Origin of the sequence: Streptomyces sp. AM8-1-1 (genome assembly GCF_032229325.1) — a bacterium.
Taxonomy (GTDB): domain Bacteria; phylum Actinomycetota; class Actinomycetes; order Streptomycetales; family Streptomycetaceae; genus Streptomyces; species Streptomyces achmelvichensis.
Window position 1 is genome coordinate 504767 of sequence record NZ_CP135086.1, and the last position, 13791, is coordinate 518557.

Annotated in this window: 11 protein-coding genes; 6 read left to right on the forward strand and 5 right to left on the reverse strand. The window is 70.9% G+C overall.

Translation table 11 applies throughout. The features are described from left to right. Positions 1-444: 444 nt before the first annotated feature. Entirely contained in the window at positions 445-1326 is an 882-nt protein-coding gene (locus tag RPQ07_RS02215; RefSeq protein WP_313942261.1) for a serine hydrolase, read from the reverse strand. 729 nt (positions 1327-2055) lie between these two features. Between RPQ07_RS02215 and RPQ07_RS02220 the strand changes: the two genes are divergently transcribed. Continuing rightward, the gene (locus tag RPQ07_RS02220) at positions 2056-2415 is read left to right on the forward strand and encodes a hypothetical protein (protein ID WP_313942262.1); all 360 of its coding nucleotides are present in this window, start codon (positions 2056-2058) and stop codon (positions 2413-2415) included. Positions 2416-2477: 62 nt separating this feature from the next. On the opposite strand, the gene RPQ07_RS02225 is transcribed toward RPQ07_RS02220, so the two are convergent. Continuing rightward, on the reverse strand, positions 2478-2702 hold the full coding sequence (locus RPQ07_RS02225; protein WP_313942263.1) for a hypothetical protein: 225 nt from the start codon (positions 2700-2702) through the stop codon (positions 2478-2480). A gap of 280 nt (positions 2703-2982) precedes the next feature. Here RPQ07_RS02225 and RPQ07_RS02230 point away from each other — a divergent pair, with 280 nt between their 5' ends. Both RPQ07_RS02230 and RPQ07_RS02235 read left to right on the forward strand, forming a co-directional pair. Next, positions 2983-3528: an EF-hand domain-containing protein gene (locus RPQ07_RS02230; protein WP_313942264.1), complete on the forward strand. Its 546-nt coding sequence runs from the start codon at positions 2983-2985 to the stop codon at positions 3526-3528. 214 nt (positions 3529-3742) lie between these two features. Continuing rightward, positions 3743-4108 (forward strand): transglycosylase family protein, encoded by a 366-nt coding sequence (locus tag RPQ07_RS02235; RefSeq protein WP_313942265.1) that lies wholly within the window; start codon positions 3743-3745, stop codon positions 4106-4108. A gap of 80 nt (positions 4109-4188) precedes the next feature. On the opposite strand, the gene RPQ07_RS02240 is transcribed toward RPQ07_RS02235, so the two are convergent. Then, positions 4189-4836, reverse strand: a complete 648-nt coding sequence (locus RPQ07_RS02240; RefSeq protein WP_313942266.1) for a dihydrofolate reductase family protein — start codon at positions 4834-4836, stop codon at positions 4189-4191. Between the two features lie 129 nt (positions 4837-4965). On the opposite strand from RPQ07_RS02240, the gene RPQ07_RS02245 reads away from it, so the two are divergent. Next, a complete protein-coding gene (locus RPQ07_RS02245; RefSeq protein ID WP_313942267.1) occupies positions 4966-5877 on the forward strand; it encodes a LysR family transcriptional regulator in 912 nt (303 codons plus the stop codon). Here the strand turns inward: RPQ07_RS02245 and RPQ07_RS02250 are convergent. Then, on the reverse strand, positions 5874-9605 hold the full coding sequence (locus RPQ07_RS02250) for a CHAT domain-containing tetratricopeptide repeat protein (protein ID WP_313942268.1): 3732 nt from the start codon (positions 9603-9605) through the stop codon (positions 5874-5876). The two genes, RPQ07_RS02245 and RPQ07_RS02250, sit on opposite strands and share 4 nt — an antisense overlap. 160 nt (positions 9606-9765) lie before the next feature. On the opposite strand from RPQ07_RS02250, the gene RPQ07_RS02255 reads away from it, so the two are divergent. Next, a complete protein-coding gene (locus RPQ07_RS02255; protein WP_313942269.1) occupies positions 9766-10161 on the forward strand; it encodes a hypothetical protein in 396 nt (131 codons plus the stop codon). Positions 10162-10183: 22 nt separating this feature from the next. Beyond that, positions 10184-11110 (forward strand): hypothetical protein, encoded by a 927-nt coding sequence (locus tag RPQ07_RS02260; protein WP_313942270.1) that lies wholly within the window; start codon positions 10184-10186, stop codon positions 11108-11110. A 110-nt stretch (positions 11111-11220) separates the two neighbouring features. Here RPQ07_RS02260 and RPQ07_RS02265 read toward each other — a convergent pair whose 3' ends face one another. Continuing rightward, on the reverse strand, positions 11221-13626 hold the full coding sequence (locus RPQ07_RS02265) for an excinuclease ABC subunit UvrA (RefSeq protein ID WP_313942271.1): 2406 nt from the start codon (positions 13624-13626) through the stop codon (positions 11221-11223). Between the last annotated feature and the right edge of the window lie 165 nt (positions 13627-13791).

Consider the following 13791-nt stretch of genomic DNA (forward strand, 5'->3'; position numbering starts at 1 on the left):
GACCAGGCGTGTTCATGCAATGACACTGCGCGACGGGGGCGCGATGTCATAGCAGTCGGCCGGGGCCGTGGACGGGCAGAAGGTCCGGCCTTCGACCGGGGTCTGCGTGGATGCGTCGACCTCATGGCGAGGCGTACGAGCGAGCGCGGCCTGGACTCGTACGGAACGAGGGGGCCGGTGACACCTGCGACCCCTCGGTCTCCGCTGCGGAGGACCAGGTGGCGGCCGGTCCGGCGGATGTCGAAGCGTCGTGGCCGTCGGTGGCGTGGCCGTCGGTGGCGTGACCGGCAGGTCCGCGTGCTGCCGGGCCGCGCGCTGCCTGCTCTGCGTCCCCGCACGGACGTGCACCAGGACGTGGGGCCCAGGTCTCGCGGTGTCGGGCGGTGCGCTCGCTCTACTCGGGGGGCGCGGGTGCCGGTGCCTGTGCCTGTGCCTGTGCCGAGCTCAGGGAAGATCGCGGTTGATCGCGCGCGCGGCGCCCTGGATGCCCGCGATCCCGTCCTTCATCGTGCGGTTGCCGTCGGAGAGCACCACGATCCCGTAATCGTGACCGCGGCCGGTGAACACACCGACGCTGTGCACCCGCCACCCCTTGGTCTCTCGCTCCAGCCACCCGTTCTTCAGATGGACGGTCGCCGTGCCGGAGGCCCCGGCCGGTACGCCCCACCGCTGGGCGGGGACGACGCGGTTCATCAGGCCGAGCGCGTAGGCCCGGGCGTCCTGATCGAGGACGGTGTTGCCCGAGGTCAGCAGGCGGAGCAGCTTGAGCTGGTCACCGGCGGTGATCTGCGTACGGCCCCAGAACCCCTTCGGCCCCGGAACGGTCTCCCGCATCCCGGCCAGATCCAGGAAGCGCTGCACGCTCTTCGGCCCGAGCTGGCGCCACAGCGCTGATGTCGAGTCGTTGTCCGACTTGGTGATCATGGCCTTGGTCAGCGACACCTCGCGGGGCGTGAGGTGACGGTCCTCCTCCATGACCTTGCGCAGAAGAGCCCCGAGGACGGTGACCTTGACCACGCTCGCCGAGTCGAACCGGGCGCCGGCCCGGAAGGTGCACGAGGTGTCCGTGGTGCGGTCGTAGATCGCGAGAGCGGAGGCGCCCTGGCGGCCGCGGAGCGCGCCGGCGATGTCCTGGGACAGACGGCTCGCCAGTCCGGCCCGGTGCGATGTGCAGGTGACCTGTGAACCGCCGACCTTCGCGCTCGCACGCGAACCGGTGCCGGCCGCTGACGCGCCCGTGGTCCCGAGCCCGGCCACCACGGTTCCGGTGGCCAGAACCGTGACGAGGCACCGTACTGCGCGGCGCGGTAGGTGCGTTCGGAGCATGGGGGTTCCGTCCTGCTGTGCTTCTGCGGTCACTTCAGGTCCGAGGGCTTCGGTCCGCGCTCGCCGTCGGAGGCCGGGGGCGGCGCTGGGGCGGTGGCCCGGGGCACCGGGGCTTGGAGGTGCACGCCGCCCGACGGTCCTGCGAGCGGCACGATCCCGGACGACGGCGACGCTAACAGGGCAGGGGTGACGGCAGCGTGGCCGCTATGCCCGAAATAGAGCCATTGAGGCCGATTCTTGGGTGTGTGACATTCGTCAACCCATTCGTCGGCCCATGCCGATGTCTGGCCCGGCCGATACGCGGCCCAGCCGCCGGTCGGCCCCGCACGTGGTCGGCGCGGCCGGTCAGACCGACCGGCCGCGGCGGACAGGCGGTACGAGCGCGCCCTTCGAGGTCGGCGCGCACCGCGGCGATCTGGGCCGGCGCGCGTCGATGATCGGGACCTCGTCCTCCGACAGCCCGGAATGCCCGTCGGCGGTCTCCGGCGCGCCCCGCACCTCCTCGCCGTGGCGGGCGACGGCGCACGCTGTCCCGCGGTCGGTCTGAAGCCGCTTCATCGTCGAGGTCGCGTTCGGTGCCGCCCAACTCATGCCGTGGTGGCGGGCTCGTTCCGACTTCAGCGATGAGCAGGCAGCCCCGGCCGCGGGATACCGACCGACCGCACCCGGTGAAAGGTCTGTTCGCCGACGGACTGTTCTCGGCTGCGATCCCCGGTCCACAATCACCGGGTGAACGGACAGGACCCTCGACGGGCAGCGATCGACCGGATCATGGACCCGCTGAAGACGAACATGGCCGAGGCCGGCGACTACAGCTTCGAGGCGATCCGCCAACTGGGAAACCCAGTCCCGATGTTGGTGCAGAACGACGGCAAGGAGCAGTTGCAGCTGTGGCTCGAGCCATGGGGCCAGGACTACTGGCTGAAGCCCGGCGAGGCTGTGTACGTCACGTCGTACGGGACGTGGAACGACCACCCGCTCGAGACGATCCACGAGACGGACTGCCTCACCGTATGGGCCACGTCGTGCTTCGCCACGGTCTCCGACCGCGACGGAAAAGAGTTCCCTCCGGGCCGCAGGACCACCTGACCGCCAGGCGGAACCGTGCGCCGTCCAGAGCTCGACCCGCCGGCTGCGCCGAACGCCCCGGCCTACGGCTGGTAGACCGACCCGCTCACCTTGAGCCAGGCCCCCGGCCCGTATGCCTCGAGAACCGCGTCGGCCGCGCCCCTCTTGATGCTCCACACGATCAGAGCCCCGCTGGCATGGATCTCGTACTCGTAGTGGTCCTCCTCGCCGTCGTGGTGGAAGACCTCGGTACCCACGGTCTCGGACATGCTCCCGCCCGGCCCGGGCAGCAACAGGGAAACAGTCATGCGCAGACGCTACGTGATCGGCGTGACCGGGTGGTGGAGACACGTTGCGCCGTTGTCGGCCACCGGCGGTAACCGGGCAGTCCTCCGGTCACCGTGGCCGGAGACGAGATCGTGCCTCGATGGGTGAACCTCCCGCGGCCCGGGCACGTCTCACACGCCGAAGTCAGTTCCTCAGAGAGTCGGCCGCCAGAAAGAGCAGCCACCGACCGTGGCCACGACACCCACGACACCGATTCACTGTGCAGGCACTGTCAATGAGCTCCCCGGAGGACCTGGAACCATGGCGACAGCCGATCCCCTCACCCGTCGGCTCCGGCGGCTCTTCGCCGCGCTGGACACCGACGAAGACCGATACGTCACCTGGGAGAACTACCAGCGGATCGTGCACCGGTACGTCACCGGCTACGGGTTGGCCGAGAGTGACACCAAGATCAAGGCGCTGGAGCGGGCCTACTGGGCTCAATGGCTGGGGCTCCTCGCGCAGGCGACACCAGGACGGGACCGGCTGTCCCAGGACGAGTTCGTCGCGGCGCACCGCGCTGCCGGCTATGGCGCGCACGCGTCCCAGGTGCTGGAGGACATCGCCCAGGCCATCTTCACCGTCCTGGACGTCGACGGTGACAAGCGGATCAACCGTGACGAGTTCGCCAGGTACTTGGCTTTCTGCGATTTCTCCGACGGTGATGCGGCGGCGATCTTCCAGCGACTCGACCTGGACCGCGATGCCTTCATCTCCCAGCGGGAGGTAGCCAGGTCACTGCGCGCGTTCCACCTGTACAACGACGATCTCAACACGCCGGGCGGCATCTTCCTCGGAGTCTCCTGACCCGGGCCGTCGAGGACGCCTTGGCCTTCCTTTGTGCCGCGGCGCGGGGACGATCACACACCCTGCGCCGCCTCACCGATCCGCCGAACGGGCTGCTCCTGACGACCGGGTGCCGCTGATGGACGCTCTCCGTGTGCCGCGACGACGCTGCCCGCTTACGTTCGGTAGTGCTCCGCCGCGCTCGCGGCCGGGCCTCCGAGCGAGAGGGTTGCTGATGCGCCGTCACCAGATGAACCACCGGTACGGACTGCCTGTCAGGTCGCTGGCGGTAGCTCTGACGTGTGCCCCGGTCCTGCTCTTCGGTGCTGGAGCCGCCCAGGCTTCCGCGCCCCGGGCCGCAGTCAAGGCCGGTGTCGACTGGGACGCCATCGCGGAGTGCGAGTCCTCCGGAAACTGGAAGGCCAACACGGGGAACGGCCACTACGGAGGTCTGCAGTTCACCCGGTCGAGCTGGGCGGCGGCCGGCGGCCTCAAGTACGCGCCGCGCGCCGATCTGGCCACGAAGAGGGAGCAGATCGCCACGGCCAGGCGGCTCGCCGCCATGCAGGGCATGGGCGCCTGGTCCTGCGCCCGGCACTGACGAGTCACCAGCAGGCGGTCCGAGAGCTGCCCGTCGGCCCGGACGACGCCGAACCGCCCCCGCCTGCCGACGGGGGCGGTTCACAGACCCGCGCGGGTGAACGACACATGGGTGACCCCGCTGGGCGTGGAGACGCTCTCCACCTCGTAGTCCTTCTCCAGGCCCTCCAGCCCGTCCCAGAGACGAACGCCTCGGCCGAGCAGGATCGGGACCACCACGATGTGCATGTGGTCGATGAGCCCGGCAGTGAGGAAGTCGCGGACCATGGTCGGGCCACCGCCGATGCGTACGTCCAGGCCGCCCGCGGCCTCGCGAGCCGTCTCGAGCGCCTCGGCAGGCGAGGCGTCGATGAAGTGGTACGTCGTGCCGCCCTTCATCTCGATCGACGGGCGCGGGTGATGGGTGAGGACGAAGACCGGTGTGTGGAACGGCGGGTTGGAACCCCATGGCCCCTTCCAGTCCGGGTTCTCGTGCCAGCCGGGGTACCCGAACTTCCCGGCGCCCATGATCTCGGCGCCGATCCCGGCGGTGAACAGCCGCAGGAAGGCGTCGTCGACGCCGCCCGAGCCACCGGGCTGACGCAGCATCGCGCGGCCCCACCGGGTGGCGAACATCCACTCGTGCAGCCGTTCGCCGGCGTGGCCGAACGGCGCTTCGAGGCTCTGGCCCTCGCCGGTCGCGAACCCGTCGAGCGAGACGGCAATGTGCTGGACGCGAGCAAGTGACATGGTTCGTATTCCTTTCCTCCGGTTGGTCGAGCTTCGTCCCATCAGCTCGGCCACAAGGCGAAGGTAGCCCTCCCGATGGCATGACGTCCTATGCCAACTCCGCGCCGGTCCCATCAATAAACTTGATGAATGCTGAACCTGACCCACCTCACGGTGCTGGCGGCGGTCGCCCGGCACGGATCGGTGACCGAGGCCGCGAAGCAGCTGCACTACTCGCAGCCGTCGGTCAGCCACCACCTGGGGCGGCTGGAAGCCGCCACCGGAGCCAAGCTCGTCCAACGCGTGGGCCGCGGGATCCGGCTCACGCCCGAAGGGGAACTACTGGCGCAGCGGGCCACCGAGATCCTGGGGCGACTGGATGCCGCGTCCGTCGAACTGGCCGCGCGCGTGGGACTTCGTGCCGGACGAGTACGACTCGCCGGCTTCCAGACGGTGCTCAGCACCCTCGTACCGAGGGCAGCCGTCGAACTGTCCCGGAGGTACCCGGGAGTCGAGTTGAACCTCGTCGATGCCCATCCGGACGACGGACTGAGGTTGCTGCGTGCCGGGCACGTCGACATCGCCTTGATATTCCGGCACGCCGACACTCCGCTGGAGGAGGAAGGAATCAGGCTCACCCATCTGCTCGACGACCCCCTCCATCTCGTCAGTGACCAACCCCATCAGCGTCTCGAGGACCATCGCGACTCCGCCTGGGTCGGCGGCTGCGAACGCTGTCGGGCGGCCACGATCACCGCGTGCGAGCGGGCCGGCTTCTCACCGCGTATCGCCTACGCCTGTGACGACACGGTCGTCTCACAGTCACTCGTGGCCGCCGGAATGGGTGTCGCGATACTCAACGGGCTCGCGTTGCGCGCCCATCGGGCGCCGGGCATCCACACCACACAGCTCACCGACAACGCCCGCCAGGTCTACGCGGCCACGTACGGCGACCCGCCGGACCCACCTGCCACCGCCGCGCTGATCGAGATCCTGACATCACTGCCACGAGACCCCGAGCACGACCCTGGGCAGGCAGCTCCTGCACCCAGCAGCCCTTAGGGCCCTGCGTGTACCTGGCAGGCCCACAGGCTCGGCGTCCGGGGGTACATGTCACGCAGCGCGCGCACGGTTCCGTGCACCGCCTCCGCCGTCCGGTCGACGTCCAGCGTGCCGTCGCTCCTGATCAGCGCCTCGTACACGCTCTGCGCGACACCGGCCCCGATCGTGTCGTCGACGTGCCACAGCGAGCCGACGACATGGGGGAAGCCCGCGATCTGGAGGGCGCTCACGATGTGGACGGCCTCGTCGGCGAGTTCGGGGCTGGTACGCAGGGTGTCGCACGCGGAGAGGTAGGCGAGGCGGACCGACGGCAGCCGAAGCCGGGCGAGGTGACGGACCGTCAGCGGGGCGTCGGTGTGATCGTGCAGGGCGAGCCTGGCGGCGGAGGGGCGCTCGAGATCTCCCGCGGCGTGGCAGGCGAAGTGCGCGTACGCGTGCCGGGGCAGTGCGGAGACCACCGCGGTGTGGGTGGCAGCCTCGCCCGTGAGCACGTGGGCCCCGGGCAGCAGCCCGGCGAGGTGTTCGGCCTCGCGGCGGGCGGCGGGCAGGGGTGCGAGTCCGGGGGCTTCGCCGACGCCGACGACGAGCGCGCCGGTGCCCGCCGGGCGGGCCGCGCGTTGCCTGGCGTGGTGCAGCGCCCGGAGCGTCGGCGTGTACGACGAGACGATCCGGTCCAGCGCTCCGGGCGCACCCTCGGGTGCCGCTGCGTGCAGCGGCAAGGTGCCCAGGACACCACCGGGCGACCACCACACCCGGGGCAACGGTCCTGCGGGCATCGCCGACATGCCCACGTGGTCGAGGACCGGTCGGGTGACCGTCCGCCACAGCCAGTCGAGGGTGTCGTTGACGACTTGCTGCGAGCGCAGGGGGTCGGCCCCGGACGTTCCGGGCGTCTCGATACGCAGCAAGGCGTCCTGGAGGGCCTGCCGGCGGGCGGCCGTCGTCCGTGGGTCCAGTCCGGGGAGCGGTACGGCGTCGATGGCACGTTCGGTGACGACCAGTGCGTCGCTGCCGTGCGGGGAGACGTTGACGAGGACCACGGGGCCCGCAGCGGCCGTAGCGCACAGTTCCCGTTCGTCCCACTCCCGCACCGGCCGCAGCAGGCCGAGTTCCGGGTGTTCGGTGCGGATCCGCGCGGTCAACTCCCGCCATTCGGCGGCCAGTCGCTGCCGCTGGTCGGCCTGAGCATCAGCCACGCGCCCCTGGCCAGGGGGTCCTTCGTCGAGGAACCCCTGATCGCTGCCGTGGGTGGCCGTGTCGAGGGCGTCCCGGAGCTCTTCGAAGCGGTCGGCGAGGTCCGGGGCCGCTTCTCTGAGCCGAGTGAGATCGCTGTCCGCGTCGAAGGCGTGGGTGAGCAGCACCCCTCGGGCCTGTTCGAGCAGTCCGACCGCCAGACCGGGGCGGCCGCAGCGAACCGCGCACGCGGCTGCCGCGGCGCCGAGCCCGACGGTCCGACTCAGCAGCAACTCCTGGTCGTCGCGGACGAGATGGCGCGGTGCGACGGCGTGCAGCAGGTCGACCGCCGTCGCGTAGCCGTCCAGGGCGCCGGCCCAGTCACCGAGCTCCGCCCGGGCCTCGCCCCACGCCCGTGCGGCGTCCAGGCGCTGGGAGGGGGCGCACTGCGTTTCCAGGGCTGCTTCGCGGAACGCCTCGGCCGCCTCGACCAGATCGGCCCGACGCCGACGGCGCAGCGGCCCCCGGTCCCGCAGGATGGTGCCGAGGTTGGTCAGTCGCAGCGTCCGCAGAGGGTGGCCGGGCGGTGTGACCTCGACCGTCCTGCGGAGCAGCGCCACCGCCTCGCCCCGAGCGGCCGACGACCACAGGTTTCGCGGGCTCAGGAGCCGCGAGTTCGCCGCTACCGCCAGGGCACCCGGCAGAGCGGGAGAGTCCGGGGGCAGCGACGCGATCACCGCGTCGGCCAGCTCCCGCGCCTCGCGGGCGTCGCCGAGCCGCAGCGTGTGGGCGCAGCGGGCCAACAGGGCGATGGCGAGGTTGTGGCGTCGCCGGGCCACCAGCGGGTCGCCCTCCGGAGTGAGGGCGAGCGCCTGCCTCAAGAGCCCTACTGCCTCGTCGAGTTGGGCGGCCAGGTCGGGAGCACGCTGGAAGCCCGTCATCCGGCTGATCCCCGCCGCACCCAGCAGCATCGCTTGATGCGCGCGGCCCGGTCCGGGGAGTGCCGCGGCCCGGCGCGAGCACTCCTGGGCTTCCCGCAGGTCCTCGCCGTCCTCGGTCAGAAGGTGTCGCAGACCCAGCGTGGAGCCCAGGTTGAGCAGCCTCACTCCGAGCATTTCGTGCCCCTCGGGGGTGAGCGCCACTGCCTCCCGCTGTGCCTGCACCGCCTCGTTCAGCTCCTGCGCGTCGCCTGTGCGCTCGTAGCTGCTCTTCAGCACCTCGCCGAGATCGTTGAGCGCCACGGGCCGCTCCGGGTGGCTCGGCGGCATGAGTGCCACGGCCTGCCGCAGCAGCCGCAGAGCCTCGGCCAGGTCCGCCGCATTCCGTTCGGTATCGCGCTCGAAGCGCGCGAACAGGGCCATGGCGGGGGCGAGTAGCTGCGGCGCGGTGCGAAAAGTTGTCTCACCGGCCGCGGCGACCGTGTCGTAGAGGTAGGTGATGGCCGCGTCCAGATCGGCCGGATCACCGATCAACGTGAAGAGGGCACGGTGCGCGTTGCCCAGGACCCGGCGTATCGAGGCGCTCCGCTCCGGGTCCTGGGCCGCTCCGAGTGCTTCGGTCAGCACCCGGACCGCTTCGTGCAGGTCGTCCACGCGGCCGGTGCGCTGGGCCCTCAGGATCAACGCCAGTCCCAGGTTGAGGCCCGCAACCGCCGGTCCCTTCGGATCGCCCGGTGCGGCCCTGCGGAACAGGTCCACCACCTCGTCGCACTCCTCCGGCGTACTGCCCTCCCGCTGCCGGAGCAGCAGAAGCGCGCCCGCCAGGGTGCCGAGGCAGTGGGGCAGATGCGGGCTCTCCGGCGGGAGTTGAGCCAGCACGTCACGCGCGATGCCGACGGCCTCGTCCAGGTCTTGGGCGTCGTGGGACCGCCGATAGCGTTCCAGGAACGCGATGCCCAGATCGCTCAGGGCGAGGAGCCGGCCGGGCGCATCGGCCGGGATGCCCTTGAGGGCCTGGTGGGCCGCCCGGACGCGGTCGACGCCCGGGTCCCCGAACAGGCCGGCCGTCCCGGCGAGGGCCACCGCGTTTCTCAGGACGTCGAGCCGGGCGGCGTACGCGGGGTCGTCCTCCGGCGTCGCGAGCACGGCGAGGCTGCCGCATCCGATCGCGACGGCGAGCCGCATGTCACGCGACGGTGTCATGGCGCCGAAGCGCGCGGCCAACTCGTAGAGCCGACGGACATCTTCGGTGGCGTCGGGCGGCGGATTGTGCTGCCGCCCCTCCGCGGCGATCATGCCCGCGGCGCACTCGCCCGCCCAGTCGGCGGGACCGTCGGCCTTCGCCGGGTCGGGGCGCACGGCGGGATCGGTACGCGCATACCCTTCCGCCAACTCCGGTGGTACGAGTCCCGGATCGACCACCCACACCGGGAAGAGCAGCGTTCCGGCCATGCACCCGTGGACACGGCCGTGATCCCCCGGGTCGGCCGCCGACCGGGCTGCCAGCAGCCAGCCGGCCACGTGCCGGGCCTCCATGTCGGTCCTCGTGTCCACGATCCGCAGAAGTGACCGCAGTTCGGTGTCCGCCTCGTCGCCGAAGACAGCGTCCCTGTCCACACGCCGGTCCACGGTCGCCGACCGCGTGACGCGATCACGGACGGCCCGGACGAGCCGGTCCCGATCCTCCCGCACGTTGCCGAACTCCCCCATGCGACTCCACCCGCCGTCACCACAGCAATCATCCTCGACCGGGCTCATTCTGCGGCACACTTGGCGCATGACCGTACCGCCCGATCACGCCGAACTCGCCCAGAGGGCAGCGGCGTTGTGTGCTCTGCTCGGTTCGTCGAACCATGCGCGGCCGTCCGAGGTGCGGACGGCGGCCGAGCGCGTACTGACCCTGATCCGGTCGGGGGACGCGGACGACGCCGCGGTGGCGGGCGGCTACGACGACCTGGACCACGTGCTGCGCAGGGCGGGGTACGCGGGCGGGCTGCTGGGCGAGTCCCGGAGCTCCCGGGCACCCGGTGTCCTGGCCCACATCAAGGTGGCCGTCTGCCCGGGGCCGGCTCGCTGCTCCCGGCTCGAACGGGCCCGCGATCTGCTGCCCGCCCCGCACTGCGCCGTCAATGACACGCGCATGCTCAAGTCGCGGCTGAGCCCGGCCCGGTGAACACCCCCGGACCCTCGACCCCATGAATCCTCTCCTCGCCACCCTCGGCAGCAAGCTCACCGAACGCTGGCTCAACCTGCTGGTGCTGCCCGGCGCCCTGTTCCTCGCCGTCGCGGCCGCCGGCACGACCCTGGGGCATCGTCACTGGCACGACCTCGACCGGCTGCGCGGCGCCCTGGACGACCTCGCGACCCGCCCCGCGCTGGACCGGACCGGCGCCGCCGCGCTCGTCGTGGCCGTCGTTCTTCTCACCGCGGCCGCGGCCTCGCTCGCGGCGCAGTTCCTCGGCGGTGCGATCGAGCAGTTCTGGCTGCGGCTCGGCCGGGACCCGCTCTCGCGGGTCCTCACCGCACGGCGTACACATCGGTGGAAGGAAGGGGATGCGAAGGTCGAGGACGCCGTCGGACACGCCGGCCCCGCCGGTGCGGTGGCGGACGGCGTGGTGACGATCCCGAGAGACACCTGGGAGCGGATCCAGGCCCTTTCAGCGGCTCGTGACCGCATCGCGCTGCGTGAACCGGCCCGGCCCACCTGGTACGGCGACCGCATGCAGGCGACGGCGGACCGCGTCGAGGCCGCGTACGGCGTGGACCTCGCCGTCCTGTGGCCGCGTCTGTGGCTGATCCTCCCCGAACCAGCCGTGCAGCAGATCCGGGCGGGCCGGGACTCCTTCAGCGCCGCGGCTCGGCTGGCTTCCTGGGCCGTGGGCTATGGCCTGCTCGCCTGTTGGTGGTGGCCGGCCGTGCTGATCGCCGTCGGCTGCTGGGCGGTCGCGCGTTCCCGCGCCCGGACGGCGCTGGACGCTTTCGCGAGCCTGATCGAGGCGGCCGTCGACGTGCACGGCCGTGAACTCGCCACGCGTGTCGGCCTGATCGCGCCGGACGCGACGGGACTGCTGGCCCAGGAGACGGGCGACGGGATGTCAGAGGTGTTCAGGAAGGCGGACTGAGACAACCGCCTCCTGGTCTCCTCGAACACCGAGCTCCCCGTCCCGGCACAGAACCTCAGGCTCTGTGCCGGGACGGGGAGCTCACCTCCCGACCTCGGCGTCCAGGCGTCTCAGCTCCCGACGTACGCCGCGAGATGCTCCCCCGTGAGGGTGGAACCGTCGGCGACGAGGTCGGTCGGTGTGCCCTCGAAGACGATCTTGCCGCCGTCATGGCCGGCGCCGGGGCCGAGGTCGATGATCCAGTCGGCGTGCGCCATGACCGCCTGGTGGTGCTCGATGACGATGACCGACTTGCCGGAGTCGACGAGCCGGTCGAGCAGGCCGAGCAGTTGCTCGACGTCCGCGAGGTGGAGGCCGGTGGTGGGTTCGTCCAGGACGTACACACCGCCCTTGTCTCCCATGTGTGTGGCCAGCTTGAGGCGCTGCCGCTCGCCGCCGGACAGCGTGGTGAGCGGCTGGCCGATGGTCAGGTAGCCGAGCCCCACGTCACTGAGCCGCTGGAGGATCCGGTGCGCGGCCGGGGTGTGCGCCTCCCCCGCGCCGAAGAACTCCTCGGCCTCCGTCACCGGCATCGCGAGCACCTCGCTGATGTCGCGCCCGCCGAGCCGGTACTCCAGCACCGACGAATCGAACCGCTTCCCGCCGCAGTCCTCGCAGGTGGTGGCGACACCGGCCATGATCCCCAGGTCGCTGTAGATGACACCGGCGCCGTTGCAGGTGGGGCAGGCGCCCTCGGAGTTGGCGCTGAACAGCGCCGGCTTCACGTCGTTGGCCTTCGCGAACGCCTTGCGGATCGGGTCGAGCAGTCCGGTGTACGTCGCCGGGTTGCTGCGCCGCGAGCCGCGGATCGGGCTCTGGTCGATCGACACCACACCTTCGGCCCCCGCCTGTCGGGCCATCGACCCGTGCACGAGCGAGCTCTTGCCGGAGCCGGCGACGCCGGTGATGACGGTGAGCACCCCGAGCGGGATGTCGACGTCGACACCCTGGAGATTGTTCGCCTTCGCGCCCCTGACCTCCAGCGCACCGGTGGGCTTGCGCACCTCCTCCTTGAGGGAGGCCCGGTCGTCCAGATGCCGGCCGGTGATGGTGTCGCTGCTCTGAAGCCCCTCGACGGTGCCCTCGAAGCAGACGGTGCCGCCCTCCGTACCGGCGCCGGGGCCCAGGTCGACGACGTGGTCGGCGATCGCGATGACCTCCGGTTTGTGCTCCACGACGAGCACCGTGTTGCCCTTGTCCCGCAGCTGGAGCAGCAGTCGGTTCATGCGCTGGATGTCGTGCGGGTGCAGGCCGGCCGTGGGCTCGTCGAACACGTAGGTGACATCGGTGAGCGAGGAGCCGAGGTGGCGGATCATCTTGACGCGCTGCGCCTCGCCGCCGGACAGCGTGCCCGACGCCCGGTCGAGCGAGAGATAGCCGAGACCGATCTCCACGAAGGAGTCGAGGGTCTGCTGGAGCGCGGTGAGCAGCGGCGCCACCGAGGGCTCCTTGAGGCCGCGGACCCACTCGGCCAGGTCCCTGATCTCCATCACGCAGGCGTCGGCGATGCTCTTCCGGTTGATCTTCGACGACCGGGCGCCCTCGGCCAGCCTGGTGCCGTCGCACTCGGGGCAGGTGGTGAAGGTGACCGCCCGCTCCACGAACGCCCGGATGTGCGGCTGCATCGCTTCCTTGTCCTTGGACAGGAACGACTTCTGGATCTTGGGGATCAGGCCTTCGTAGGTGAGGTTGACGCCGTTGACCTTCACCTTGGTCGGCTCGCGGTAGAGGAAGTCCTGCATCTCCTTCTTGGTGAACCGGCGGATCGGCTTGTTGGGGTCGAGGAAGCCGGACTCGGCGTAGATCCCCACGGTCCACACGTTGTCGGACTTCCAGCCGGGGATGGTGAACGCGCCCTCGGCGATCGACTTGGAGTCGTCGTAGAGCTGGGTGAGGTCGATGTCGGAGACCTTGCCCCGGCCCTCGCAGCGCGTGCACATGCCGCCGGTGCGCTCGAAGGTCGCCTTCACGGTCTTGGTCTTGGCGGCGCCGCGGTCCACGGTGATCCCCCCGCTCGCCCGGACCGAGGCGGTGTTGAAGGAGTACGCGCTGGGCGGGCCGATATGGGGCTTGCCGAGCCGGCTGAAGAGGATGCGCAGCATCGCGTTGGCGTCGGTGGCGGTGCCGACCGTGGAGCGGGGGTCGCCGCCCATCCGCTGCTGGTCGACGGTGATCGCGGTCGTCAGCCCGTCGAGGACGTCGACCTCGGGCCGCGCCGTCGACGGCATGAAGCCCTGGAGGAAGGCGCTGTAGGTCTCGTTGATCAGCCGCTTCGACTCCGCGGCGATCGTGTCGAACACCAGGGAGCTCTTGCCCGAGCCGGAGACGCCGGTGAACACCGTCAGCCGGCGCTTCGGGATCTCGATGCTGACGTCCTTGAGGTTGTTCTCACGAGCGCCGTGCACGCGGATCATGTCGTGGCTGTCGGCATCGTGCAGCGCAGGCGACCGCGTGTCCGTCCGCGTGGCCTTGCTCATCGTGTCTCCATCTGTCGGGCGGGACCGCGTCGGCGGTCTCCGTCGGCGTCGCCTGGCTGGATCTGCCCAGCTTCGAGCAGTATGCAGGGTTCTACGTGGTCCGAGGGGTGGTGGCAATGGTCCGCCGCACCCGTGATCGGCGATGGTGACGCGAGCCCGCCCGGC

Bases quoted from the DNA above. Each gene is read 5' to 3' on its own strand.
- RPQ07_RS02245 (WP_313942267.1), top strand. From the start codon at position 4,966: ATGCTGAACCTGACCCACCTCACGGTGCTGGCGGCGGTCGCCCGGCAC.
- RPQ07_RS02265 (WP_313942271.1), bottom strand. From the start codon at position 13,626: ATGAGCAAGGCCACGCGGACGGACACGCGGTCGCCTGCGCTGCACGAT.
- RPQ07_RS02240 (WP_313942266.1), bottom strand. From the start codon at position 4,836: ATGTCACTTGCTCGCGTCCAGCACATTGCCGTCTCGCTCGACGGGTTC.
- RPQ07_RS02255 (WP_313942269.1), top strand. From the start codon at position 9,766: ATGACCGTACCGCCCGATCACGCCGAACTCGCCCAGAGGGCAGCGGCG.
- RPQ07_RS02225 (WP_313942263.1), bottom strand. From the start codon at position 2,702: ATGACTGTTTCCCTGTTGCTGCCCGGGCCGGGCGGGAGCATGTCCGAG.
- RPQ07_RS02215 (WP_313942261.1), bottom strand. From the start codon at position 1,326: ATGCTCCGAACGCACCTACCGCGCCGCGCAGTACGGTGCCTCGTCACG.
- RPQ07_RS02235 (WP_313942265.1), top strand. From the start codon at position 3,743: ATGCGCCGTCACCAGATGAACCACCGGTACGGACTGCCTGTCAGGTCG.
- RPQ07_RS02230 (WP_313942264.1), top strand. From the start codon at position 2,983: ATGGCGACAGCCGATCCCCTCACCCGTCGGCTCCGGCGGCTCTTCGCC.
- RPQ07_RS02260 (WP_313942270.1), top strand. From the start codon at position 10,184: ATGAATCCTCTCCTCGCCACCCTCGGCAGCAAGCTCACCGAACGCTGG.